Source organism: Pragia fontium (genome assembly GCF_900638655.1).
GTDB lineage: Bacteria > Pseudomonadota > Gammaproteobacteria > Enterobacterales > Enterobacteriaceae > Pragia > Pragia fontium.
This window is the reverse complement of sequence record NZ_LR134531.1, coordinates 3753071-3778480: the sequence shown is the minus strand read 5'-3', so window position 1 is coordinate 3778480 and position 25410 is coordinate 3753071. Positions and strand designations below refer to the sequence as shown.

General features: G+C 43.3%; 25 protein-coding genes. 8 read left to right on the top strand and 17 right to left on the bottom strand.

Annotation, left to right across the window (positions count from 1 at the left end):
- Nucleotides 1-89 precede the first annotated feature (89 nt).
- The 3 genes from EL341_RS17735 (at nt 90) to EL341_RS16325 (ending at nt 4072) form a co-directional block, all read left to right on the top strand.
- A complete protein-coding gene (locus EL341_RS17735; protein ID WP_258554920.1) occupies nt 90-221 on the top strand; it encodes a hypothetical protein in 132 nt (43 codons plus the stop codon).
- A 601-nt stretch (nt 222-822) separates the two neighbouring features.
- Nucleotides 823-2163 carry an anaerobic C4-dicarboxylate transporter gene (locus EL341_RS16330; RefSeq protein ID WP_074824090.1) on the top strand — a complete coding sequence of 447 codons (1341 nt, stop codon included), beginning with the start codon at nt 823-825 and terminating at the stop codon, nt 2161-2163.
- Between the two features lie 289 nt (nt 2164-2452).
- Nucleotides 2453-4072 (top strand): fumarate hydratase, encoded by a 1620-nt coding sequence (locus tag EL341_RS16325; protein WP_047782286.1) that lies wholly within the window; start codon nt 2453-2455, stop codon nt 4070-4072.
- A 108-nt stretch (nt 4073-4180) separates the two neighbouring features.
- Here EL341_RS16325 and slmA read toward each other — a convergent pair whose 3' ends face one another.
- The 3 genes from slmA to coaBC all read right to left on the bottom strand — a co-directional run bounded on the left by slmA (nt 4181) and on the right by coaBC (nt 6525).
- Nucleotides 4181-4774 (bottom strand): nucleoid occlusion factor SlmA, encoded by a 594-nt coding sequence (gene slmA / locus EL341_RS16320; RefSeq protein WP_047782285.1) that lies wholly within the window; start codon nt 4772-4774, stop codon nt 4181-4183.
- Nucleotides 4775-4874: 100 nt separating this feature from the next.
- Nucleotides 4875-5333: a dUTP diphosphatase gene (dut, locus tag EL341_RS16315; RefSeq protein WP_047782284.1), complete on the bottom strand. Its 459-nt coding sequence runs from the start codon at nt 5331-5333 to the stop codon at nt 4875-4877.
- A complete protein-coding gene (gene coaBC / locus EL341_RS16310) occupies nt 5317-6525 on the bottom strand; it encodes a bifunctional phosphopantothenoylcysteine decarboxylase/phosphopantothenate--cysteine ligase CoaBC (RefSeq protein ID WP_074824093.1) in 1209 nt (402 codons plus the stop codon). Before coaBC ends, dut begins: the two co-directional genes overlap by 17 nt.
- A gap of 416 nt (nt 6526-6941) precedes the next feature.
- On the opposite strand from coaBC, the gene radC reads away from it, so the two are divergent.
- From radC to mutM, 4 genes are all read left to right on the top strand, one after another.
- The gene (gene radC / locus EL341_RS16305; RefSeq protein ID WP_074824096.1) at nt 6942-7625 is read left to right on the top strand and encodes a RadC family protein; all 684 of its coding nucleotides are present in this window, start codon (nt 6942-6944) and stop codon (nt 7623-7625) included.
- A 241-nt stretch (nt 7626-7866) separates the two neighbouring features.
- Nucleotides 7867-8103 (top strand): 50S ribosomal protein L28, encoded by a 237-nt coding sequence (gene rpmB, locus EL341_RS16300; RefSeq protein WP_029093262.1) that lies wholly within the window; start codon nt 7867-7869, stop codon nt 8101-8103.
- Between the two features lie 11 nt (nt 8104-8114).
- Nucleotides 8115-8282 (top strand): 50S ribosomal protein L33, encoded by a 168-nt coding sequence (gene rpmG, locus EL341_RS16295; protein ID WP_029093261.1) that lies wholly within the window; start codon nt 8115-8117, stop codon nt 8280-8282.
- 164 nt (nt 8283-8446) lie between these two features.
- The gene (gene mutM / locus EL341_RS16290) at nt 8447-9256 is read left to right on the top strand and encodes a bifunctional DNA-formamidopyrimidine glycosylase/DNA-(apurinic or apyrimidinic site) lyase (protein ID WP_074824097.1); all 810 of its coding nucleotides are present in this window, start codon (nt 8447-8449) and stop codon (nt 9254-9256) included.
- Nucleotide 9257: 1 nt separating this feature from the next.
- On the opposite strand, the gene coaD is transcribed toward mutM, so the two are convergent.
- From coaD to EL341_RS16265, 5 genes are read right to left on the bottom strand one after another with little or no spacing between them, the layout of a single operon-like run.
- On the bottom strand, nt 9258-9761 hold the full coding sequence (gene coaD / locus EL341_RS16285; protein WP_047782280.1) for a pantetheine-phosphate adenylyltransferase: 504 nt from the start codon (nt 9759-9761) through the stop codon (nt 9258-9260).
- Nucleotides 9758-10534, bottom strand: coding sequence for a glycosyltransferase family 2 protein (locus EL341_RS16280; protein ID WP_074824100.1), 777 nt, complete (start codon nt 10532-10534; stop codon nt 9758-9760). Before EL341_RS16280 ends, coaD begins: the two co-directional genes overlap by 4 nt.
- A gap of 3 nt (nt 10535-10537) precedes the next feature.
- Nucleotides 10538-11815 (bottom strand): lipid IV(A) 3-deoxy-D-manno-octulosonic acid transferase, encoded by a 1278-nt coding sequence (gene waaA, locus EL341_RS16275; RefSeq protein ID WP_074824103.1) that lies wholly within the window; start codon nt 11813-11815, stop codon nt 10538-10540.
- A gap of 54 nt (nt 11816-11869) precedes the next feature.
- Nucleotides 11870-12967 carry a glycosyltransferase gene (locus EL341_RS16270; RefSeq protein ID WP_074824104.1) on the bottom strand — a complete coding sequence of 366 codons (1098 nt, stop codon included), beginning with the start codon at nt 12965-12967 and terminating at the stop codon, nt 11870-11872.
- Nucleotides 12968-14098 carry a glycosyltransferase family 4 protein gene (locus tag EL341_RS16265; RefSeq protein WP_047782276.1) on the bottom strand — a complete coding sequence of 377 codons (1131 nt, stop codon included), beginning with the start codon at nt 14096-14098 and terminating at the stop codon, nt 12968-12970. It abuts the gene before it with no gap.
- A gap of 199 nt (nt 14099-14297) precedes the next feature.
- On the opposite strand from EL341_RS16265, the gene EL341_RS16260 reads away from it, so the two are divergent.
- Complete coding sequence (locus EL341_RS16260) at nt 14298-15254, top strand: polysaccharide deacetylase family protein (protein ID WP_074824140.1); 957 nt, start codon at nt 14298-14300, stop codon at nt 15252-15254.
- Nucleotides 15255-15315: 61 nt separating this feature from the next.
- Here the strand turns inward: EL341_RS16260 and EL341_RS16255 are convergent, their stop codons facing one another.
- The 9 genes from EL341_RS16255 to envC all read right to left on the bottom strand — a co-directional run bounded on the left by EL341_RS16255 (nt 15316) and on the right by envC (nt 25407).
- Nucleotides 15316-16536 (bottom strand): O-antigen ligase family protein, encoded by a 1221-nt coding sequence (locus EL341_RS16255; RefSeq protein ID WP_164720473.1) that lies wholly within the window; start codon nt 16534-16536, stop codon nt 15316-15318.
- Between the two features lie 50 nt (nt 16537-16586).
- Entirely contained in the window at nt 16587-17753 is a 1167-nt protein-coding gene (locus tag EL341_RS16250; RefSeq protein WP_074824108.1) for a glycosyltransferase, read from the bottom strand.
- A 115-nt stretch (nt 17754-17868) separates the two neighbouring features.
- Nucleotides 17869-19044, bottom strand: coding sequence for a glycosyltransferase (locus EL341_RS16245; RefSeq protein WP_126468167.1), 1176 nt, complete (start codon nt 19042-19044; stop codon nt 17869-17871).
- Nucleotides 19044-20006 carry a lipopolysaccharide heptosyltransferase RfaC gene (gene rfaC / locus EL341_RS16240; protein ID WP_074824113.1) on the bottom strand — a complete coding sequence of 321 codons (963 nt, stop codon included), beginning with the start codon at nt 20004-20006 and terminating at the stop codon, nt 19044-19046. Before rfaC ends, EL341_RS16245 begins: the two co-directional genes overlap by 1 nt.
- Entirely contained in the window at nt 20006-21055 is a 1050-nt protein-coding gene (gene rfaF / locus EL341_RS16235) for an ADP-heptose--LPS heptosyltransferase RfaF (RefSeq protein WP_074824116.1), read from the bottom strand. Before rfaF ends, rfaC begins: the two co-directional genes overlap by 1 nt.
- A 108-nt stretch (nt 21056-21163) precedes the next feature.
- Complete coding sequence (gene rfaD / locus EL341_RS16230) at nt 21164-22099, bottom strand: ADP-glyceromanno-heptose 6-epimerase (RefSeq protein ID WP_074824144.1); 936 nt, start codon at nt 22097-22099, stop codon at nt 21164-21166.
- A 132-nt stretch (nt 22100-22231) separates the two neighbouring features.
- The gene (locus tag EL341_RS16225; RefSeq protein ID WP_074824117.1) at nt 22232-22996 is read right to left on the bottom strand and encodes a glycosyltransferase family 2 protein; all 765 of its coding nucleotides are present in this window, start codon (nt 22994-22996) and stop codon (nt 22232-22234) included.
- 93 nt (nt 22997-23089) lie between these two features.
- A complete protein-coding gene (locus tag EL341_RS16220) occupies nt 23090-24073 on the bottom strand; it encodes a divergent polysaccharide deacetylase family protein (RefSeq protein WP_373876099.1) in 984 nt (327 codons plus the stop codon).
- A gap of 2 nt (nt 24074-24075) precedes the next feature.
- Nucleotides 24076-25407, bottom strand: a complete 1332-nt coding sequence (gene envC, locus EL341_RS16215; protein WP_047782269.1) for a murein hydrolase activator EnvC — start codon at nt 25405-25407, stop codon at nt 24076-24078.
- Between the last annotated feature and the right edge of the window lie 3 nt (nt 25408-25410).

The window sequence follows — 25410 nt, the reverse complement described above, 5'->3', positions numbered from 1 at the left end:
TTGTGTGGCGCACTGGTGGACATCAAAGGGTGTTTTTTGCTGCTGAAGAGTGCGCTATAATCATTGTTCGATGATGGGGAGAGTAATGTATGAGTGATGATATTTTTGATTTTGATATTGATGCCGAGTTAGAACAGGCTGAGAAGAAAGCCCAGCAAAAAGCCAGCGAAATTCCTGATGCTGTTCAGGATGAAGGCGACTGTGAAGGCTGTAAAATCTGATTTTATCTGTTTGTAGATAGCCACCTTAGGGTGGTTATCTTGATCTCGATATACCTGAGATGGTAAATAATATATCTATTATCCCGCCGCTGGCATAATTCTGCTGAACTTCTGCAATATTTACTCTTCCACTTTATTTCAATTCATTATTACTTGAGTATAAAAATACTGCTTAATCAATATTGTTATTTATTGGTTAATAAAGTTGATATTTTTTATATTTTACATTGATTAATGTTTACATAATATTAACCGTGTTAGCCTTCATAACTAAGCGGTTATTCCTCTTTCTTATCTTCATTTATTTATGTTTCCCATTATTGGAATATTAATTGATAAAAATTATATCTGTATCAAGAAATAGAGAAAATAATACCGATATAGTCAAATTTCCCAATGAATTAGATCTAAGAATAAATAGATGGCTACATTTTGAGATGGTCGTTTAGTTTTTTGATTTCATATAGTTAATATGCATAACAGAAATTATTTATTAATAACGTGAGGAAAGTCACTGATATTTAAAAATAATAAAATCATTCAATTTTAAATAACTATTTAATTTTTATTTGAATATTCATTCGTATGTTCGGGGGTATACATGGATTTTGCTATACAACTTATCATCATATTGATCTGCCTTTTTTATGGGGCGCGTAAAGGCGGTATTGCACTTGGTTTATTAGGCGGTATCGGATTAGTTATTCTGGTGTTTGTCTTTCATCTTCAGCCGGGTAAACCACCTGTTGATGTCATGTTGGTTATTATTGCCGTTGTTGCTGCCTCCGCGACTTTGCAGGCTTCAGGCGGCTTAGATGTGATGTTGCAGATCGCTGAAAAGCTACTGCGTAAGAATCCCAAGTATGTTTCTATTGTTGCGCCATTCGTAACCTGTACGCTAACCATTCTCTGCGGTACCGGTCACGTGGTATATACCATTTTGCCGATTATTTATGACGTGGCGATTAAAAATAATATTCGCCCTGAACGACCTATGGCGGCTAGTTCGGTAGGGGCCCAAATGGGGATTATTGCCAGTCCAGTTTCCGTGGCAGTGGTTTCGCTGGTGGCGATGTTGGGCAACTTTACCTTTAACGGTAAGCATCTTGAGTTTTTGGATTTACTGGCCATCACTATCCCTTCAACGCTGATAGGTGTATTAGCCATTGGTATTTTCAGTTGGTTTCGGGGTAAAGACCTGGATAAAGATGAAGATTTCCAGAAATTTATCTCAGTACCGGAAAATAAACACTATGTGTACGGTGATACGGCAACGTTGTTAGATAAAAAGCTGCCGATGAACAACTGGGTAGCAATGTGGATCTTCCTGGCTTCTATCGCCGTTGTTGCATTGTTGGGAGCATTCTCTAACTTACGCCCTGAGTTCGGCGGCAAGCCTCTGTCGATGGTGTTAGTGATTCAGATGTTTATGCTGTTATCGGGCGCACTGATTATTATCATTACTAAGACCAATCCCGCTTCGATTTCCAAGAACGAGGTGTTTCGTTCCGGGATGATCGCGATTGTTGCGGTATATGGCATCGCATGGATGGCGGAAACGATGTTCGGTGCCCATATGACCGAAATTAAAGCGGTATTGGGTGACTTGGTTAAAGAGTTCCCGTGGGCTTATGCCATTGTGCTACTGCTGGTGTCGAAGTTTGTTAACTCTCAGGCTGCTGCGTTGGCGGCGATTGTTCCGGTTGCTTTGGCCATTGGGGTTGATCCTGCCTATATCGTGGCATCCGCACCTGCGTGTTATGGCTACTATATTCTGCCAACTTATCCGAGCGATCTGGCGGCTATCCAGTTTGACCGTTCAGGTACAACCAGCATTGGCCGTTTTGTGATTAACCACAGCTTTATTCTGCCGGGATTAATTGGGGTTGGCGTTTCCTGCGTATTTGGCTGGATATTTGCGGCGGCATACGGTTTCTTATAACTGTCAGATAAACGTGCGCCATGATGATATCGCGCACGTTATCAAAACTCTTCTCAGGGGATTTATTCTTGAGATGCTGATGTCCTTTTTGTTCATTAAAGCCATAATGAAATTAAATAAAACTTAAGCTAAATCAGATAAATAAAAATCATTCTATTTAATAGTCAGAATCCGGCTATAAACTATTGTATTCAAAGTTTCCTTACTTTATGGTGTCGGCGTCGCTCAAGCATCAGCCACGATATTCTCGTGATGATTTTTTTAAAAACTTATAAAAGGCTGGAAGCACATGTCAACGATCGAATTTAAATATCAGGCGTCTTTTCCACTGGGAGAAGACAAAACAGAATATTACTTGCTGACCAAAGACCACGTTTCCGTCAGTGAATTTGAAGGAAACGAGATTGTTAAAGTTGAGCCTGAAGCACTAACGTTATTAGCTCAACATGCCCTGCACGATACCTCTTTTCTTCTACGCCCTGACCATCAGGCTCAGGTCGCCCAAATTCTTGATGACCCCGAAGCCAGCGAAAATGATAAATATGTTGCCCTGACTTTCCTGCGTAATGCCGAGATTTCCGCCAAAGGTATTTTACCTTTCTGTCAGGATACCGGTACCGCGATTATTATGGGTAAAAAAGGCCAGAATATCTGGACTGGCGGCGACGATGAGGAAGCCCTGTCGCGCGGTGTGTTCAATACTTATGTTGAAAATAACCTGCGCTATTCACAGAACGCGCCACTGAATATGTACGATGAAGTGAATACCGGTTGTAACCTGCCGGCTCAGATCGATATTTATGGTACTCAGGGCTCTGAATATAAATTCCTGTGTATTGTTAAAGGCGGTGGTTCAGCCAATAAAACCATGTTGTATCAGGAAACCAAAGCGCTGCTAACGCCAGAGAAGCTGGAAAAATACCTGATTGAAAAAATGAAGAGTTTGGGAACGGCGGCATGTCCTCCATATCATGTTGCTTTTGTTATTGGTGGAACCTCAGCGGAAACTAACCTGAAGGTGGTTAAGCTGGCTTCGGCCAAGTATTACGATGAGTTGCCAACCACTGGTAATGAAGGCGGTCAGGCATTCCGCGATCTGGAGTTAGAAGCTAAGCTGCTAAAAGCAGCACATAACTTAGGTATTGGTGCCCAGTTTGGCGGTAAATATTTTGCCCATGATATTCGAGTTATTCGTTTGCCTCGTCACGGTGCTTCCTGTCCGGTAGGGATGGGGGTTTCTTGCTCTGCTGACCGCAATATCAAGGCGAAAATCAATAAAGAGGGTATCTGGATTGAAAAGCTGGAAGATAATCCGGGTAAATATATTCCTGATGAATTAAGACAGGCTGGGGAAGGGGAAGGCGTTAAGATTAACCTGAACCGTCCAATGTCGGAGATTTTGGCCGATTTGTCCCAATATCCGGTTTCTACCCGCGTTTCGCTGAGTGGTACGATTATCGTTGCCCGTGATATTGCTCACGCCAGACTGCAGGCGATGTTGGACAAAGGCGAAGATTTGCCGCAATACATTAAAGACCATCCGATTTACTATGCGGGGCCAGCGAAGAAGCCTGAGGGTTATGCTTCAGGCTCATTAGGGCCAACAACCGCGGGTCGTATGGATTCATATGTTGATGCTTTCCAGTCCCGTGGCGGTAGTTTAGTGATGTTATCTAAAGGTAACCGCAGTCAACAGGTAACGGATGCCTGTAAAAAGCATGGTGGTTTCTATTTGGGGAGTATTGGCGGTCCGGCGGCTATTCTGGCTCAAAACAGCATTAAGCGCTTGGAATGTATCGCTTACCCTGAGTTGGATATGGAAGCTATCTGGAAAATTGAGGTTGAAGATTTCCCAGCCTTTATTCTGGTGGACGATAAAGGTAATGACTTCTTCCAGAAATTTAAATAGTACGAAGCCTGTTTTTCCTGAAGTTTGACGGCTGCGTCCGTTTAATAAAACTAAAGCCCGTGGATTGAATATCCAACGGGCTTTATTGTCACTGGCTAAGGATTGGCCTTATTGCAGCTGTAGGGCCAGCATTGGCCAGCGCAGGTCGAACTCTTCCGTTGGGCGATAACGGAACTCCGAACGAACAAAGCGTGACATCATTCCTTCACAAAACGCTAAGAGCTGACTGGCAATTAACCCTTCATCATAGGCGAATGATTGACCTTCTCGCAGCTTGCGCTCCCGTAATACCTGACGCAGTTGGGTTTCTATTCTTTCAAATAGTTGGTTTATCCGCCCTTGAAGCCGGTCTTGCTCAAACATCAATGCGTGTCCGGTCATGATGCGGGTCAATCCTGGATTCTTCTCTGCAAAGCCCAGCACTAAGAGGATGATTAAACGAATACGGTTATAGGTATCCTTTTCATCTTGTAGGATTAAGTTAATACGACTGTTCAGACTGTCTTCGATAAACTCAATCAAACTATCAAACATACGCATTTTACTAGGAAAATGGCGATACAGCGCCGCCTCCGAAACACCGACGGTGGCAGCTAGTTTAGCCGTGGTAATACGTTGGCTACCGTCGCTTGATTCAAGCATCTGGGCTAACGCTTGCAGTATGTCTTCCCTGCGATTTTTCTTGGTTACTTTTTCTACCATGTCTTGTGACATCCTAATAAGGAGTGAAATTTGCTCCACTCCCAAGATAGCCAGAACAATACTGACTGATACTATTTTATTATTACATGCAGACGGAACGTTACTGACGGCCAGAGTGACCAAAGCCACCTTCGCCACGCTCACTACTTTCAAAATCTTCAACGATATTAAATTCAGCCTGTACCACAGGAACAAGAACCAGTTGAGCAATACGTTCACCTGGCTCGATGACAAACGCGGTTTGTCCCCGGTTCCAAACGGATACCATCAGTTGCCCCTGATAATCAGAGTCAATCAGGCCAACCAGATTACCCAGCACAATGCCATGCTTATGGCCAAGGCCTGAGCGTGGAAGAATGATAGCTGCCAGAGATGGATCGGCAATATGAATGGCCAGGCCGGTTGGCAGTAATTGGGTTTCACCCGGGTTTAATGTTAATGCTGTATCCAGGCATGCGCGCAGATCCAAGCCGGCGGAGCCGACAGTGGCATAAGCTGGCAGAGGGAATGTGCTGCCGATGCGAGCATCCAGAATTTTTACGTCAATTTTTTTCATCATAGCGTTTGGCAATTTCGTCCATTAGTTTTTGACCAAGCAAGGATTTGTTGCTCAAGGGCAGACTTATCTCGCCGTTTGACCAGTAGAGGTGTAATGCGTTGATATCGCTGTTAAAGCCTTGGCCTGACAACGAGACATCATTAGCACAGATAAGGTCAAGATTTTTACGGGCTAGTTTTAGCCGCGCATATTCTTCCACATTCTGTGTTTCCGCTGCAAATCCTACAACAAAAGGTCGGTTTTCAGTCATGGCTGCCACTTCGGCAACAATGTCGGGGTTTTTTACCATTTTCAGCAGGATATCATCACCCTGTTTTTTGATTTTTTCAGCAGCAATATGTTCGGCGCGATAATCAGCAACGGCAGCACAGGCAATGAAAATATGTTGTGAGGCGGCTCGTTGCATAACGGCATCACGCATTTCCAGAGCGCTGATAACATCAACCCGAGTTACATTAAACGGTGTGTCTAAATCAACCGGGCCACTGATTAACGTCACGGTCGCCCCACGTTCAGCCGCGGCTTTTGCGATGGCGTATCCCATTTTGCCTGAGCTGTGATTACTGATAAAACGTACTGGATCAAGCGCTTCTTTGGTTGGGCCAGCGGTCAGCAATATGTTGATTCCCTGTAGGTCCTGATGCGGTGAGAAAAAATCAACGCAGTGTTGAACGATACAGAGTGGGTCGAGCATTCTACCCGGGCCGATATCGCCACAGGCTTGAGAACCGCTATCAGGGCCCCATATATGCACGCCACGGGAGGCCAGCGTTTTTAGATTATGCTGTGTTGCGGCGGCTTTGTACATTTGTTGATTCATCGCAGGAATTGCGACCACCGGTGCGCTAGTGGCAAGACAAATGGTACTGAGCAAGTCATTGGCCATACCTGCAGCAATACGAGCCAGCAGATCGGCGGTGGCTGGCGCCATGATTACGATATCTGCCCACTTACCTAATTCGATGTGTCCCATAGATGCTTCAGCTGCGGGATCGAGTAAATCATCTGAAACCGGATAACCGGAAACTGCCTGTAATGTCAGTGGGGTAATAAAGGCTTGTGCCGCATGAGTCATGACAACGCGAACGTCTGCCCCCTGATCTCGCAGGCGGCGTACAATTTCCGGGCATTTATAGGCAGCAATGCCACCGCTGATACCCAGAACAATTTTTTTACCGTTTAACATCGTCATGATTACTGCCCTATAGGATTAACAGAGATGCATTACCCTGATGATTGAAAGCACGTCGCCGATTTTATCATAACTCTGACAAAGGCGGTCCCTCTGTTGAAAAGGGATATAACAGGTTACAGAGAGTACGTTTCTGAAATATGAACATAAAACAGTATTGATTTACTGATTATATATACAGTGATTGTAAGATGCTACAGCAAAAAATCATAAATTGCCCGGCTGATTTTAGGTCATTGAACGATATTTCTCCCTAAATTTTGCCAGATAGAATCATGTTATGCGTAGTGCGTTGCAATAAATTGATGAAAGAGCCTATTTAACCAATTATTTTTGCGCAGTGTTTTTGATTAAGACATTTTTAACCTCGAATATTCGCTCTGGTGCTGTCAGGGTTCACTCCAGCGGAGGAAACAATGACAAAAGAAATGAAAATATTATGGGGGGACAACGGTGCTCCAAGAGAGAAACTGTTAAAAAATGGGGCGATAACCCTTTCTGATAGTGAGCTATTGGCCATTTTTTTACGAACTGGGCTACCCGGTGTTCACGTCTTAGATTTTGCTGGCCAGCTTATTAAAGAGTTTGGTTCTCTTTATGGCCTGATGTCTGCGGACTATGTGAGCTTTTGCAATACCCGAGGCCTTGGATTAGCTAAATATGCTCAGTTGCAGGCTGCTGTTGAGCTTTCTCGTCGCTTTTTAGGTCATCAATTAGCTCAGGAGTGTTCAATCAGTAATCCTTTGTTAACGCGTGAATATTTACAAGGATTACTGGCTCAGCGCGATCGGGAAGTTTTTGTGGTGATGTTTCTGGATAATCAGAATCGTGTGATTTATCATAAAGAAATGTTCACCGGTACGTTTAACAGCGTAGAAGTCCACCCCAGAGAAATTGTGCGTGAGGCGCTGAAGTCAAATTCGGCCGCGGTGATATTAGCGCATAATCATCCTTCTGGGGTTGCGGAACCTAGCCTTGCCGATCGTCACGTGACCGAAAAAGTGCGTGAAGCCTGTTCGTTACTGGATATCAGGCTGCTCGATCATATTGTGATTGGCCGCGGGGAGTCGGTTTCATTTGCCGAGCGTGGGTGGATTTAGTATATTTTTTTTCGATCTTAGGGGATCTTTGTCGGTTCAGTACTTGAGCCCTACCGGCTAAGGGCGTATACTACGCCACCTTTGAGGATCACGGATGTGGTATACGAGCCTATCTCAGCAGGTTCCGACCTGACTCAACGTCTCATCTCGGCTGAATTTGCTGAGATTGGCTCTAAAGCCTGACGAGGCAGCCAACATCCTAACGAAGCTCGAGCTGATTTGATTTTTGGAGAATTTTGACATGTCACGAGTCTGCCAAGTTACCGGCAAGCGCCCTGTGAGTGGTAACAACCGCTCTCACGCAATGAATGCGACTAAACGTCGTTTTCTGCCTAACTTACACTCCCATCGTTTTTGGATTGAGAGTGAAAAGCGTTTTGTAACTTTACGTGTATCTGCTAAAGGTATGCGTGTAATTGATAAGAAGGGTATCGATGCGGTGTTAGCCGATCTTCGTGCCCGCGGTGAGAAGTTTTAAGGAACTGAACCATGGCTAAAGGTATTCGCGAGAAGATCAAGCTGGTTTCTTCAGCTGGTACAGGTCACTACTATACCACCACGAAGAACAAGCGTACTAAGCCGGAAAAATTGGAACTGAAGAAATTCGATCCAGTTGTCCGTCAACACGTTTTATACAAAGAAGCTAAAATTAAATAATTTTAATTTCATTGTATTTACGCTATATCAAAACCCGACTTTGGTCGGGTTTTTTATTGCCTGTCGTTTATTGATTGCCAGTGGAGAAAATCATCATCTTTATGCGGCAGAATCTTATGTGTATGATTAACTTTTGCTATTTTGTCTAAAAAAGGATGTGACCGATGCCAGAATTGCCGGAAATAGAGACGAGTCGCCGAGGTATTGAGCCTTATATGGTCGGTCATAATATTGTCAGAACTATCGTTCGTCAGCCTAAGCTGCGCTGGCCGGTTTCCCGACAAATTATTGAGTTAGAAAATGCATCCGTCTTAAGCGTTCAGCGTCGGGCTAAATATTTATTAATTGAACTATCCAGCGGCTGGATTATTGGTCACTTGGGAATGTCGGGCAGCGTCAGGATTTTGCCGAAATTTAGCGAACCAGAAAAGCATGATCATGTGGATTTTCTCTTATCCAACGGTAAGGTTTTACGTTATACCGATCCACGTCGATTTGGTTCTTGGTTATGGGAATACGACCTGTCTCTCAGCAGCGTGCTGAAGAATTTGGGCCCTGAACCATTGGGTGATGATTTCGATGGAGCTTATCTATTTAATAAATCGCGTAATAAAAAGACCTTGATCAAGCCTTGGCTAATGGATAATAAGCTCGTGGTGGGGGTAGGTAATATCTATGCCAGCGAGTCGCTGTTTGAGGCAAGGATACTACCACATCGCTTGGCTGGATCATTAACCGAGAGTGAAGCTGAGTTACTGGTAGCAACCATTAAGCGAGTATTACAGCGCTCGATCGAGCAGGGTGGTACGACACTAAAAGATTTTCTGCAGGCTGATGGAAAACCCGGTTATTTTGCCCAGGAACTCCAGGTTTATGGCCGTAGCGGTGAACCTTGCCGAGTATGTGGCACATTAATTGAAAGCACCAAACATGCACAGAGAACGACTTTTTTTTGCCGCTACTGCCAACATTAAATCAGGCTTGATTAAGCTTTTTACTCAGCGCTTCAGCCACCACCGGCGGTAAGAATGAGCTAACGTCACCGCCGTGGCGAGCGACTTCTTTCACCAATGATGATGAAACGAATGACCATTTCTCAGAGGGCATCAGAAAGATGCTTTCTAAATCGGCCATCAGGTGCCGGTTCATACTGGCGAGTTGAAGCTCATATTCAAAATCTGAAATAGCGCGTAATCCACGAATAAGAACATTGGCTTTTTGCTGCTGGGCAAAGTGAGCCATTAGTTCGCTAAACCCAACAACTTCCACGCTGGGTAAATGAGCGGTAACGGTTTTGGCCAGTTCAACCCGTTCTTCTAATGAAAACAGCGTATTCTTACTTGGGCTGCGGGCGATAGCGATAACTAAATGGTCAAACATGTGCACACTGCGGGTAATAATATCCAAGTGTCCATTGGTCATAGGATCAAAGGTTCCAGGATAAATTGCCTTGGTGAAGTCAGCTCTGCGAATGGTCATTTATTCCCTTTCTCCTGTTGGCTAATCGCCCAGAGTGCAGCGTATTTATTAAAGGTGTATTGGGCATTGATGCAGGCTAAAAGAAAACCGTGTTTACCGTCCAGAAATCCTCGGCGTATTAGCCAGGTTTTCAAAAATGCACCCAAACCATGATTAATGGCGGATATCATTGATGATTTCTTGCCCCGTTGGAAACTCTGACGAGCCCAGCTTTCCGCATAGTTGAATTGTTTCCTTTGGAAAACAAAGTAATCGCGGCAGGTTAAATGCAGTAGATCGCCATCGAGTTTAGTGACTTGGGCATTACCATAGTCAACGGATTCATGAACCAGATTATCGTTATAGCGATAAAGGCTATTTTGATATAGTCGGATAACCCGATCAGGATACCAGCCACTGTACCGCATAAAGCGCCCAAGAAAGTAATTACGGCGAGCACAGCTATATACTTGATTTGGCTGTATTTCACTATGGATAACTTGTTCAATCGCGGTACGTAATTCTGGGGTAATACGTTCATCGGCATCTATCATAAAGATGTAGTCGCCGCTGGCATAGCTTTGGGCTATTTGACGCTGCTTACCGTATCCCTGCCATTCGGTATGAGTAAAAACGTTGGCATTGTATTTCTGCGCAATTTGTATGGTGCGATCGTGGCTTCCACCATCAAGCAGAATGATTTCATCTGCCCATTGAACGGATTGCAGGCAATCGCCGATAAGGTCGGCTTCATTTTTAGCAATGATCACTACAGAAAGGCGTTTTCTATCCACGAGTTAATGGCTCCGGGCAGGTAAATAAGGTTCGAGTAGCGTCAATAGCTTCTCCAGTGCACCCTGATTGTGTAGCAGAACATTAACCGCCTGTTGACCACGGTAGCTACGATACGCTTCATCTGCCAATAAACTTTCAATTTTTTCAGCCAGCGAGCTTGCATTATCGACGGTGATTAATCCATCAGCCTGTTCCAGCTTGCTACAAATATCTTTGAAGTTAAATGTATGAGGCCCCATCAGAACGGGTATTGCATGGGCTGCTGGTTCCAGTGGGTTATGCCCGCCGCGTTCTACCAGACTTCCACCAACGAAAGCCAGATCGGCAATGCCATACAGCAACATCAGTTCTCCCATAGTATTGCCAATGACAACTTGAGTATGTTGTGTTGGGACTTCTCCACTGCTACGGGTGATGTAGCTCATTCCCGCCTGAGTGGTCAGCTGTTGAGCCGTTGGGAATCGTTCAGGATGACGAGGTACCAGAATTAACAGCAGATCGGGAAAATGCTGAAGTAGTTTTGCATGTGTTTCGAGGATAATACTTTCCTCTCCGTCGTGAGTACTGGCGGCGATCCAGACTGGACGGTGCGGTGCCCATTGGCGTCGAAGGCTTAGGGCCCGAGCCGAGAGCTCAGGGGTAACGGAAATATCAAATTTCAGGCTGCCGGTTATGGTTAAGTGGGAGCGCTTGAGCCCCAACTGAATAAATCGTTCTCCATCTTCCTGATTTTGTGCTGCGATAAGGGTAATTTTTTGCAGCATAGTGCGTATGGTATTGCCAAGTTTACTGTAACCGTTGGCCGAGCGTTCGGACAGTCGGGCATTGGCGATAACCAGAGGAACATGACGCTTATTCAGTTGATGGATAAGGTTTGGCCAGAGTTCGGTTTCCATGATGATAACCAGCTTAGGCTGGACTTGATTCAGAAATCGGTTAACGGACCCAGGTAGATCGTAGGGTAGGTAGACGTGGTGTACATCATCACCAAATGCGGATAATACGCGCTCAGAACCGGTTGGGGTCATCGTTGTAACGGTGATGGGGAGTGTGGGGTAGCGATACCGCAGAGCTCTAACCAGCGGTATCGCGGTGAGCGTTTCTCCCACTGAAACAGAGTGCAGCATAATGCCATGCGGCTCGACTTTTCCACGGCAAAAACCATATCTCTCAGCCCAGCGTTTTCTGTATGCCGGTGCTTTACGACCTCGTAAAAACAGACGTAACCAGATCAGAGGTTGTAGTAAATAAAGTAGGAATGAATAAATCAACCGCAGCATATAGTGTCCACAATGACCGGATGTCACGCTACATCCGGTAATATTCTAAACAGATTAATTGTTCGCGAGCGCGAGGTACTTTTGACTCGTCGGAATAATACCATAGTCCAGCAGTGGTTTTTCTTCTATTATTGGTGGATTATTTGTCACCAAAACGATCTTTTCGGCCAGAGAATCTTCGTTCATCTCGGCAAGCCCAATAGCTAGATTACCCGTAAGTATGGTGGATGGCCCTCCCGGACAGTTAGTACTGACAACCGGCGTGCCACAAATCAGAGCTTCAACCAAGACATTACCAAAACCTTCGCTATCGGAGCTCAAAATAAGGGTTTTAGCATGTTTGATATAGGGATAAGGGTTTGAGCAGAATCCGATAAACTTTACCTTTTCCGCAATACCTAATTCTTCCGCCAGAGATTTTAGCTTTTCGGTATAGGCTTCACTGCCTTTACCTACCAGCACTAATGGATAGTTTAACCCGGTTTTAGCGTAGGCCTTCAGTAATCGGTCATGGCGTTTATTCGGATGCAGACGACCAACGTGGATAAGGTAATCACTGAACGGTAATTCACAAGGTTCGGCGGCAAGTTTAAGAATGGCTTCAATATCAAAGGGATTGCTGATTTGAGTGGTTTTTCGCGCACTGATATTAAAGTGTTGAATTAAATCATCAACGGCAGCCTGTGATACACCGACAATATTTTTATTCTGGTAAACATGTGCAATTTTTTGTCGTTTAAGCCAGCGGCTGAAGCCTTGCTTATTGCCAAGATAGGAAGCAGAAAAGATACCGTGAATACTGAACCAGACTTTTGACCATTGAAGACTGCGGCACTGGCTGACGATGCGATCTGTTTTATGCAGATTGGAAATCACCAGATCAAATGCCCCACCGTCTTGTTGAGCGCGAACAATTTCGCGATCGAGTTGCTTTGCCCGACGTTGAATTTCAGTTATTTTCCGCCAGAAAACCCGAGTGTTATCCGGTAAAATTTGATAATCAACGCCTTTGGGAATCGGGTAATCACAAACGTCCCGCAAGGAAAAAAGGCTAACACGATGGCCTAATGACGTCATACCCTCAGCCAGTGTCAAAACAACCTTCTCTGCCCCGCCTCCTGGTAATCCGTCAATTACAAATAGAATTCTCATTTAAATACTCATCAGACGTTGATAAAGAGTGACTAACTGTTGGGAAAGTCGAGTGGCATCCTGAGGTTTGACTCTTTCTCTGGCAACCTGTCCCATCGAAGAACCTAAGGCCTGCTGAGGTAACTCATTAATTGCTACGGTCAATGCGTTGGTATTCAACGCATCACAAACAAAGCCACTTATTCCCTGCTCAATAAATTCAGCGCCGCCGCAGGTATGGCTGGTAATCACTGGCAAACCGCAGGCCATCGCTTCAAGAATGACATTGGGGAAGGGGTCATAGAGCGTTGGTAAGAGTAAGCCATCAGCTGCCTGATAATAGGGCAGTACATTGTTTTGTACACCGAGAAAATGAACGCGGTTTTGACAACCTAAACCCATAGCCAGATTTTTATAACGTTTTTCGTCTTTGTCTTTGCCGATCACCATTAAGTGGCGAGAAGTTGGCGCTAAGGCTTTGATAGCTGACGCTAATCCTTTACGTTCAAAACCTGATCCAACATAAATAAGGCAGGATGCATCATGGGCGATATTAAGCTGGGCTCTGATTTGTTGACGGATTTGTTCATTGCCCGGCATAAACCGTTGGCTATCAATGGCATTATAAATCACATTGATTTTAGATTCAGGAACGCCAAAATCTTCCATGATTTCCCGTTTTATCATTTCAGCATTACAGATAACGGCTCGCAGTTCCGGAGCACCATACATCTCTCGTTCAGCGTTCATCACATAACGGTGATATCTGTCGTTAAACAGCAACTTTTGACGCCAGACTGGCAGAATACGCGCTCGCTGTAATAGCCAACGACGATGGACACCGTCCCCTGCGCGGTAAATATCGCAGCCGGGAATGCGTTCATGACTTTGTACCAAATCAAATTTTTCTTGCTGCCAGATTTGCCTTGCTGCATGGGCAAAGCCTTTTTCTCGGCTGATGCGCCCCCATTTTGTAGGGTTGCAGGGGAAAATATGCCAATCAGGATCTTGCTCTCCCTGCCATTCACGGGTAATCACGTTTAGTGAAAGGTTGTGACCTTTCAATGCTTCCAGTGCGCGGGAGATAAAGCGTTCAGCACCGCCATCCGGGCGGTATTTTTGCCGAACAATAGCAAGACGAATTGGATTCATAACCGGGTATTCCTTGAGAAAGTAGCCTGCGGCCAGCAATTAACTCCATTATAACCATAATGAGGCGGTTTTAGGTGTAGTAACGGCGATAAACTGCACCTTAAGCCAATCAATTGCTACAGACTTAATTTGCACCTGTGGGCGAGTATGAGTAGCATGAGGCAGTTTATTATATTAGCGAGAAGATGAGCGTTTTATGGTGCAGAAGCCGGCTTTCCTTATTTCCATTGACACCGAGGGTGATAACCTTTGGGTAAATACCAAAGAGATCTCTACACAGAATGCTAATTTTCTTGGGCGATTTCAGCGACTGTGTGAGAAATATGGTTTTAAGCCTACTTACCTGACTAACTATGAGATGGCCATGTCGCCTGGCTATGTCTCTTTTGCCAAAGAGGTGATTGCAGATAATCAGGGCGAAGTTGGCATGCATTTGCACGCATGGAATAGCCCTCCACTTCATCCACTGACTGATGATGACGATCGCTATAAGCCTTATCTGATTGAGTACCCGGTTGATATGATGCGGGAAAAAATAATCGTTATGACAGACTTATTGGAAAGCACTTTTGGCGTAAAGATGGTGAGCCATCGGGCTGGGCGCTGGGCGTTTAATGAACAATATGCCCAGTTGCTACATGAGTTTGGCTATTTGGTTGACTGTTCTGTTACACCTTATGTTGACTGGAGCGGTGTTAAAGGCGATCCGAAAGGGAAAGGCGGAACGAACTATAGTCATTTTCCTGATGCGGCTTATTTTATGGATCTTAATGATATCTCGAAAGTGGGTACTTCCAGTTTGCTACAGATACCAATGAGTACCCGATTGAAATATGGCTCGCTACATAATTCATTTAAACAGTTCTACGATAGATTACGGGGTAAAAAACGCCCACCGTCTACTCGTTGGTTACGTCCGAAAGGTAATAATGTGGAAGAGATGAAGTTTGTTGCTCAGCAATGTCTTGATGAAGGCAAAAATTATGTTGAGTTTATGCTTCATTCTTCAGAGTTTATGCCGGGTGGAAGTCCAACGTTTAAAGATGATGCGTCTATTGAACAACTTTATCGCGATCTTGAAGAGTTATTTGAGTGGCTAAGCCAACGTACTCAAGGGATGACGATGGGGGAGTTTTATCGGACTAATTTGGAGTAGTGTTTGTTGAAGAGCCTTATTTTTTAATGTAAATAAGGCTCTTCAGTAGAAAATAATATAATTACTCTTCTATTTTTTCTTTTCTATTCAGAAGGAGGGCTGAAAGTATCATTAGGCTAAACAGAATAGACATTTCCCGACTGACAAAGATAACTTCAGTTAATCCATATGCTATTAAACATAATATAACTGAAAGTAGCATTGGATTCTTTTCCCTGAACGATTTTACTAACATTGAAATATAAAAGAAGATAACAATAATTGCTCCTAATATTCCTTGTAATGATAGAGTGTCAACGATTTCATTATGAAGATGTATATTAGCAAATATTAGAGCGGCTCTATCTTTGTTTTCTTTTTCTGTATATGACTTCATTTGGCTATAACGTTGTTCTAGTGAGGCACCCATAGGACTTTGGTAAAAAGAATACATCCCCGCATTCCACATAGAGAAACGGGCACCTAAAGATGAACCTTCATTTCCTCTACTATTTTCATATATTGCTATTTCATTATTTGTAGTATTAATTTTCTCTATTATTTCAGTTTTAAAAAATAGACCGACAGCTATAGTTATCATTATGGAAGATAGAGATAATATCAATCTTACTTTTCGACCACTGGCATAAAAAACTAATATAAGAAACAATATGGGATGGAAGATTATAGCTGTGCGAGTACCTGTCTGGATTATAATAAAAAATGAAATAAGGAATATAATAGATAAAATAATATATGATATGGTTTTTTTTGCTGATATCAAACAATAGCTAATTAGTAGTAATGTTATACATGAATACATATAAGCCGCCCCTGTTGCTTGGGTATTTAATTCTACTCTAGGAAGGCCTATTTTTATTTGATAAATAGCGAAAATGGTACTAAAAATAAATGAAAGAATTACAGAAAAAACAATTATTTTCTTATTGAGATTTGTGTTTCTTAAGTTTGCTAATAAATATGCGATAATAATGGAGCAGAAAATAATTCTTTTACCTGCTTGTATATAATTGGTATTTAAATTTATATCTGGGGCATTATTATAGAAATAGTAGAACCAAATTATTTTACTTAATCCAAGAATTAACAATGGGATAGGGAGTATTTTGACGAATTTTTTATAGTTTTTTTTATCAATCAACACGCCAAACACGCTAATATAGCAAGCAACGAAAAATGATACTCTGGCTATCTTTACATCAATTAGTGTAATTGATATTGACAACATAATAAGGAAAAAACATAGATTTAATAAGTAATTATTAATTTTTTCCATACTCATATTTATTTTCATATTTACACTAGTTCTCATTATTTTTAATCTGATGGTTTTTATAAGAAAGATAATAACTTTTCTTTCAAGGTAATATTAAATTTTTTATAGTCACATTCATTCTGAATATATTGCTGTGCATTATAGCTATATGTTGAGTACTTTTCCTTATTGATGATTTTTTCTATACCATCAGCATAATCAATATAGGAAGGTACTTTTAGCTCAACCAGCTTATCTTCTAAAGGACTGTATCCTTGATGAGTGTAGTTAACTTTCAGACCGGTTAACTCACTGTACTCATCAAGGGTCATTGTTGGCATATAACCAAGGCCTGAATATTCATGTTTGATTACTTCAGGCTGACCATCAATCATCGGAAATATCACTGGAATACCGTTATAAAGGGCTTCCATACAGGATAAACCAAACGCCTCAGTAATTGGACTGCTAATATAGAAATCTATATTTTGATAGAAGTCGGAGAGATCTTTTTGGAACCCTAAAAATATCACTTTATCTACCAGATTTAGTTTTTTTACCAGTTTTTTTAGGCTTTCTTCTTGTGAACCGTGTCCGGCGATATAAAGCTTGGTATCGATTCCTCGATTATTAAGCTCCATAGTGGTGAGGATCGAGACGCCAACGGCCTTAATCGGCTCCAGCCGCGATGCAGTGCCTAATGTAATCTGTTTGGCAGAGATATCTTTGGGTATTTTTATTTTATGGGGATGAGGAATATTATTTGAAACTGTTTCAATCGGGCACTTCAAATTAAATTTAAGCTGCAGCATTCTTTGGGATGCAAAGGATGCAGAAATACAACCATCAACCATAGAAAAAAAGTTTAAGGTTTTAGCATTTTTAGTAAAATACCATGAGTTACCATGATCGTAATAAATGATCTTACCGCAGGACGGTTTTTTGTCCCAGTTTGGAATAAGATCCCAGATAATAATCAAGTCTGGATTCTCTTTTTCTATAGCGCGTCTTAACAGATATTTACGAATAAAGGATAGATGCTTCAGCGTGTTATTTTGAAACACCCGATAAGGAAAAATAATTTTTTCCTTGGGTAAATGTCCTGTAAGTTGATGACTAATCTCATTATTTATATTGAGTATTTTGTCCTCATCCCCATCATGCATATTACTGTTAATAAACTGAATTAACATTCGTTCGGTACCAGCTAATCCATCTAAATTGATGATATGTAAGCGTTTCATTTCAGATCCGACGAATTGGTAATGAAAGAGTTATCTATAGCCGAGTATCTCATGTTAGTACTATGGACTATAGCGGTTAGTACTATGCTGCTTGGGAAAAATGATAGGTTCATATTTATTTCCTGTTCAGAATAGTTGATAAGGCCGTATTTAATTCAGTCTTAAACCTTTCATACTGAAAGGTTTTACTAACGTATTCCAAGGCATTTTCCCGATAGTTTTGGTAATCATGATTTACGATTTTTTCAACTGCGTTAGCGCATTCAATATGGGATAAAACCAAAGCATCAGCTAAACAGTCATTTATTGGGTCGTAAATTTTATGGGGGAAATCGACGTTAATTCCGGTTTCATTTAAATGTTGTAAAGGATTAATATTGGGAACAATGCCAATTCCACAATATTGGTCTTTTATCACTTCGGGTTGGCCGTCAATCATGGGGAAAATAACCGGAACGCCATAATAAAGAGCCTCCATACAGGATAGTCCAAATGGCTCGGTAATTGGGGTACTCATATAAATATTAATATCGTTAAAAAATTCGGATAAATCCTGACGAAATCCCTGAAACTCAATATAATTTTCTAAGCCTAGTTTGGCTACCAGTTCTTCCAGCGCACTTCTGCTGGGTCCCTTTCCTGCAATATAAAACTTAACGTTATGGCCGCGTTTAACCAGTTCATCGATCATTAGTATTGCAACGCTGACGCCTTTGAGACCAACCAGTCGTGAGGCTGTACCAATTTTGATGCAATCGCCAATGGCTTTTGGTGATTTATCAATATTCTTCGGTGTTATGATCCGGTCTACAACCACTTCGATTGGGCAAGGCAGGTTAAATCTTAATTGTAGGACGCGTTTGGATGCATGAGATGCTGATAAACAACCGTCTAGCATGGCGAAAAAACGTAGGGTTTTTTCATTATGTTTGTAGCGCCATGAGCAGCCGTGATCGTAGTAGATGATTTTACCTTTTGATGGCTTGCCTGGTAGGCTAGGAACCAGATCCCAGACAATAACTAAATCAGCGTTAGCCTGTTCTATCTTTTTTTTCAGGATATATTTTCTGATAAACGATGGGTACTTCAGTTTTGGTCCAGTAAAACCGGAGCAAACGCGGTTGGCAAAGTTGATATTTCTATTTTTTAGTTGGGTAAAAATTTCTTCGCCAATATGATGTCCGATACAAAGAATCTCATCATTCTTTGCCTCTTCGCTGTTGATATACTCGAGGAACAGACGCTCAACGCCGCCAAGCTTGCCTAAGTTAATTACGTGTAGCGTCTTCATTATATAAACCTTTCTAGTTCATCCTTGACTGATGAAGCTTGTACGGACAATAAATTTTTGTCATTAGCGCATATCTGAACCTGATTCTCGCCATATCCACCAATGAGTCCTGGATCAGTCGGACCATATAGCGTGATATTTGGACGATCTAAGGCTGCAGTGAGATGGCTTAATCCGGTATCTACCGAGACGACAGCTTTTGCTTCGGCGAGGACTTTTGCCACATCATTGAGGGATAGTTTAGGCAAAACCTCAACATGTTGAAAGCCTTTAGCTAAACGAATTGCTCTTTCGTGTTCATGAGGAGCGCCCCAGGGGAGTTTGATTGTTAAGCCAGTATTTGCCAATTGTGAGATTAGCTCACGCCAGTGTTGCTCTGGCCAATGTTTTTCATCACGGGTTGTGGCATGTAAAAAAACCACATATGAGGCGTTATCTTTAGAATGCGTGTTAAGAAAATGGCGGGCAATTGCATAATCGCCTTTTTGCTCAGGTTTAGGATAGCCAAGGCTAAGTGCAAATAATTCTCTGGTGCGTTCCACAGCATGTTGGTTTTTGGGGATGCTATGTTTTACATCATAGAACCAGCTGGCTAGGGGCTCTCTGGCGCAGTGGCGATCCTGACCATGTTTGATGCCATTTGCTTTACGGGTAATCAGGAAAGCACTTTTGATTAGACCTTGTGCATCGATCACGGCATCGTAATGGCGCTCCTGCAATTGGGCAATAAAAGCGGCTCTCTCTTTACGAGTCTCGGTATGGAACCAAGATTTTCTCCAGCGGCGGATCGCTACGGGTATGACCCGATCGACGGCGCTATGCCAGCCGGGTATTTGTGAGAAACCTTCTTCGACTACCCAGTCAAACTGAATATCCGGAAAGCATTTTTGGGCATCGGTCAGGGAAGGTAGCGTATGTAATACATCCCCCATTGAGGATGTTTTAACAATCAATACCCGCATTATTTGATTCCTTTACTGGCCAACAGAAGATTGAGTTCATTCAAAACACGCTCAGGTTGAATATCGATTAAGCTTTGGTGATAACCTTGCTGAGCGTCGCCTTTACGGACTTTATGGTAACCAGTGATCAAACGAATGACTTTGGCATCGTTAGACAGCGGTGGTGTAAAGTCAGGGCTGCTGGGACCATATAAAGCGATTAAGGGTTTATTCAATGCTGCGGCAATATGCATCAGACCTGAGTCATTGCTGATAACGGCGGCGCAGCTGGCAATAAGAATGACAGCTTGTTCCAGCTCAGTACTACCCGCTAAGTTATGACAATATGCCTGCATTTCTGTTGGCAGAGTGTGGGTGATGTCATCCCCGGCCTGACGATCTTTGGCTGAGCCAAACAGGGCAATTTGATATCCTTGTTCAATCAGATTCTTGGCTAACTCGGCATAGTGGTAGTGCGGCCAGCGTTTGGCTGGGCCAAATTCAGCACCGGGACAGAATCCAATCGTTAAGCGGTCTGAGTTTAAGTTAAAACGGTGGGTTGTTTCAGTAATCTCGCTTTGTGTCACGCTTAATTGAGGCCAAAGGATCGGCTGTGGGATATCCAGTGCACTCTGGATTTTTTGCTTATCATAGGCCAGAGCCACATAGCGTTGAACCATCAACGGAAATGCTGACTTATCTAAAACGCGTAAATCATTCAGTAAACCGTAGCGCATTTCCCCGCGCCAGCCGGTACGTTTTGGTATATTGGCAAAGAAAGGTACCAAAGCTGATTTAAACGAATTAGGTAATACAATGCCATGTTGGTATTTTTCAGCCCGCAGTTGTTTTCCCAACTGGTAACGTTGGCCAATAGCCAGACTGCCATGGCCCAAAGGCATGGGTAGTGCTTGATTGACTTCGGGCATTCTGGCTAACAGAGGGCGACACCAAGCCGGAGCCATAACGTCTATTTCTACCGCCGGATTTTCCGCCTTTAATGTACGATAAAGGCTTTGTGACATCATCATATCACCAACCCAAGATGGTCCGATAATTAACGTTTTCATGCTCGTTTTGCTCCGGTTGTTCGGCCGTAATACCTTCTTCATGTGGTTAAAATAAAAGCCCGGGTTTTTTACCCAGGGCTTTCAAGGCGTTCAGACTTGGACTGAGCGCTATGCTCGATCTTTGTTTAACCAAGCCATATATTCTGCAACTCCTTCAGCAACCGTTTTGAATGGCAAATCGTAGCCAGTGGCTTTTAACTTAGTCAGGTCTGCCTGAGTATAGGATTGATAACGACCCTTCAGGTGTTCGGGGAATGGAATATATTCTACATGTCCCGTTTTATGGAAGGCTAATACCGCATCAGCAACGGCCTGGAAGGATTCTGCACGGCCTGTTCCACAGTTAAAAATTCCGGAGGTGCCATGCTTCCAGAACCACAGGTTCATATCGGCGACATCGCCAACGTAGATAAAGTCTCGTTTAAATCCTTCACTGCCAGAGAACAGCTTTGGATTTTCACCTTTGTTGATTTGGTTATTGAGATGGAAAGCGACGCTGGCCATACTGCCCTTATGATTTTCACCTGGGCCATACACGTTAAAATAACGGAATCCGCAAATTTGAGATTCAGCCTGTGGCAATATCTGGCGAACATATTGATCAAACAGGAATTTTGAGTAGCCATAAACGTTTAGTGGCTGTTCAAACTGACGTTCTTCAATAAAGTTATCGCTGCGGCCACCGTAGGTCGCGGCAGATGAGGCATAGAGGAATGGGATTTGACGATCCAGACAATAATGTAGGACATCTTTTGAGTACTGATAGTTATTGTCCATCATATATTTTCCATCCCACTCGGTAGTGGCAGAGCAGGCACCCTGATGGAATACTGCGTCAATATCACCCAGATCGTCACCAGCCAGAATATGGGCGATAAAGTCTTCTTTATCAATATAATCAGCAATTTCTAAATCCACCAGATTGGCGAATTTTGTTCCATCTTTTAGGTTATCAACAACTAAAATATCCTGATATCCGGTTTTGTTTAATGCTCTAATAATGTTGCTGCCGATAAGTCCTGCGCCGCCAGTTACAATAATCATGGGTTCACCATTTTTCCAATATGAATATTTATCTGATGCCGCCAAAGGTAACATCGTCAATGTGATAGTTGTACCTTGCCATTAGATTACCACAAGGCTGAATCTGGTTAATTGTCCGGAAACATCGGAGAATTATTTTTTGGGGCTGGCGTCGTTCTGGTACCAGGCTTTTAGGTATTTCATAAAGCTGTAAGCAACGGCATAGGTTCCTGTAACAACACCCACTTTTCCATCTTTCCAGCCATTTTTAAAGATATACCACTTCCAGAAAGAACCGAATGCGCTGAACATGCCGCGAGCCAGAGAGGGCTTCACGTGCTTGTATTTAACCAGTCGGGTAGTGTAACCATTGAGTTTGTTAAACACTTCGTGAATAGAAAAGAAGGTATCGTGTTTAACAAAACCCGCAATCACTGCCGTATTGCTGTAGCCTTCCGCGGCATCATCAACCGGTTGGTTATTGAAGCCAACACATTCCCGGTTAAATAATCTGACGGGGTAGTCAGGTGAAGTTACCGGATAGATATTATGCACTTCTTGTCCGAGTACAAACCAGTGGCGAGAAATACGAAAAGCCATATGGGGGTCCGGCATGGCTCCGGATTTGATTTTTTTGATCTCTTCTACCGTTTTTGGGTCGAGTATTTCATCACTGTCCATGCAGAGAACCCACTGGTTGCTTACCTGTGAGATCGCATAGTTCATTTGCTCGCCGTGGGTGGTGTAGGCGCGATATACCGGTTTAATGCCAAATTCCTGACATATTTCAAGGGTTTCATCACTGCTTCCTGAATCTACAATAATCAATTCATCGGCAATTTCTGCTAGCGGTGTGAGAACATCTTTTAATAACCGCGCTGAATTAAATGTTAGTACACATACTGATAAAGGAAACATAACCTGACCACCATTGGACTCGAAGTGATAAATAGTAACGTAGCCACTATTTTTGTTCAATTAACCATGACTTATTGCGTTATATCTATCTCATTACGGCTGTTTGGCATTGACCGGGGTCGACGCTGTTTGTGATGAAATGCTGCAGTAAGTCAGATATGAATAGCCTGACCAGATAGCAGGAGATGAGCCCAAGGTATATTTTAAGGTTTTATAGGCTGCTTGAGGGTTTATTTTATTCATGGATTCGAGGGAAGGGCAGCGAGAGGCTAGATTAATATGGAACGCGGTCGATTTTTTTTCTGTATCCGGTTCAAGTGGATTGCGTGGTGGGTAGGACACATGTGGTGCGTCAGGTAACAATGCACTCACTGGCACTAAAACAACATCCGGAGGTAGTTGGGGGAGCATTTGTTGTAGAACATGAATCGTACTGGGATGAGGGTGGCCAATGGCAATCGCTGAACCATTTTTTTGTGCCATTTTTACCGCAAGATTAAATTGCTTGCGTACGGCCGCTTCGTTTTGATCGTCATCCAGAAAAACCTTTCGTTTTACTACTTGAACTGAAGTACCTGCTGCTGCTTGAGTTGATTTACTGCTGCCAATGGTCATACTATCTAAAAAGTAGAGTTGATAATGGCTAAGGGTTTTCATAACCAATTGCATCGCTGCCAGATCTGATGTCATGGCGCTACCCATATGATTATTCATGCCTTTGGCATGAGGAACGTTATGTATGGCTTGAGCGATAATGCGACGGATCTCTTCCTGACCCATTGTCGGTTGCAGCGTGTCACGCTCCAAGGGTTGTTTGCTGAGTGGAGCCATCGGCATATGGATCAATATTTCATGTCCCTGCTGATAGGCTTTCAGAGCCATTTCTCGGGAAAGTGGGGCGTTGGGTAAGACAGCAACCGAAATAGCCGCTGGCATTTGCAGGACCTGCTCTTCATTATGCTTACGATAACCAAAGTCATCAATAACGATGGCTAGCCGAGCTGGCGCCGCAGTAACGCTGGCGCTAAAGCAAGTCAGACCGCATAGAATAATGGATAAGCGTTTTAAATAGGTCACTACTATTTTCCAAGCCATGGTTGTGGATTAACTGCTTGACCTTGACGGCGAATTTCAAAGTACAGGGATGGCTCACCCTGACCTCCACTGGTGCCAACTAACGCGATTGGCTGGCCTGCTTTTACCTGACTGCCAACGCTGACCAGTGCGCTTTGATTATAGCCATACAGGCTCATATCGCTTTTACCATGCTCAACGACGACAACCAGACCATAACCTTGTAGCCAGTCGGCTAGGAGAACGCGACCATCGGCAATGGCATGCACTTCGCTGCCCTCTGTTGCGTTAATAACCATACCTTTCCAGCGTAGTTCACCTTGAAGAGCTTCACCGAAGCGGTGACTGATGGCGCCTCTGACTGGCCATATTGCTTGTCCTGCTGGGCGACCAAGCCCACCGGTACGTGCCATCAGGGAGCGTTCTTCTTCGGTAGGTTTATATACTGAGCCTGATTTCTTAGCTTGTTGCTGTTTAGCTAACAATTTTTCGGCTTCACGCTGCTCGCGTGCCGCTCTGGCTTTGGCCTCACGCTCAGCTTTGGCGATTTGATCTCTCAGTCGGGTTTCGTTTTTCTTGAGTTCAGCCAATTTTTGCTGATCGGCCTGAATGGAGATATCCAACTCTCCGAGCGTTTTTTTGCGCGCTTGACGAGCCGACTCTAATTTTTCCTGAGAATTTTTTTGTTGGCCCAACAGGTTTTTTTGTTCAGTTTGTTTTTGCTGTAGCTTATTTTTCTCAAGGGCAAGATCTGTTTGGGTTTCTTGTAACTGATTAATCGTTTTTTGACGGGACTCATTGAGATAGCCATAGTAGGCGAGAATTCTTTCGCTACGCTGACTTTCTTCTCCCTGTAAAATTAACTGTAACTCAGAGCTCTTACCTAATCGAAATGCGGCTTCTAGCTGTTGAGCTAAATAATCCTGTTGCGTATTTTGCTGTTTCTGTAGCCGCTTAATATTGCCGTTAATGGAACCTATCTCACCACTGATTGTGGTTAAGGCGCCCTGTGTTTGACGCAGTGCCAGGCTAGATTGTGCAATGGTTTTTTCTTGCTCTTGTAGCTGAGCTTGCAATGTTTCCCGTTGCTTCTGTTGTTGCTTAACATTTTTTTCTTTTTCAGCAATATCTTGCAGCACGGTGTTGAGTTGCTGTTTGTTATCATCTGAATGGGCTGGATAAGAATAGAGAAAAGTGCTGGCACAGAGTATGCCAGCACAAATCAGAGACAGGCCAAAACGATGGGTCGATATAGTTTGCGCAGAGTACTGCTTTGGTATCCGCACGATCGACCCCCTAATGGCTTGTGGATAGTGAAAAAACTTTTTTCCCTTCATAGA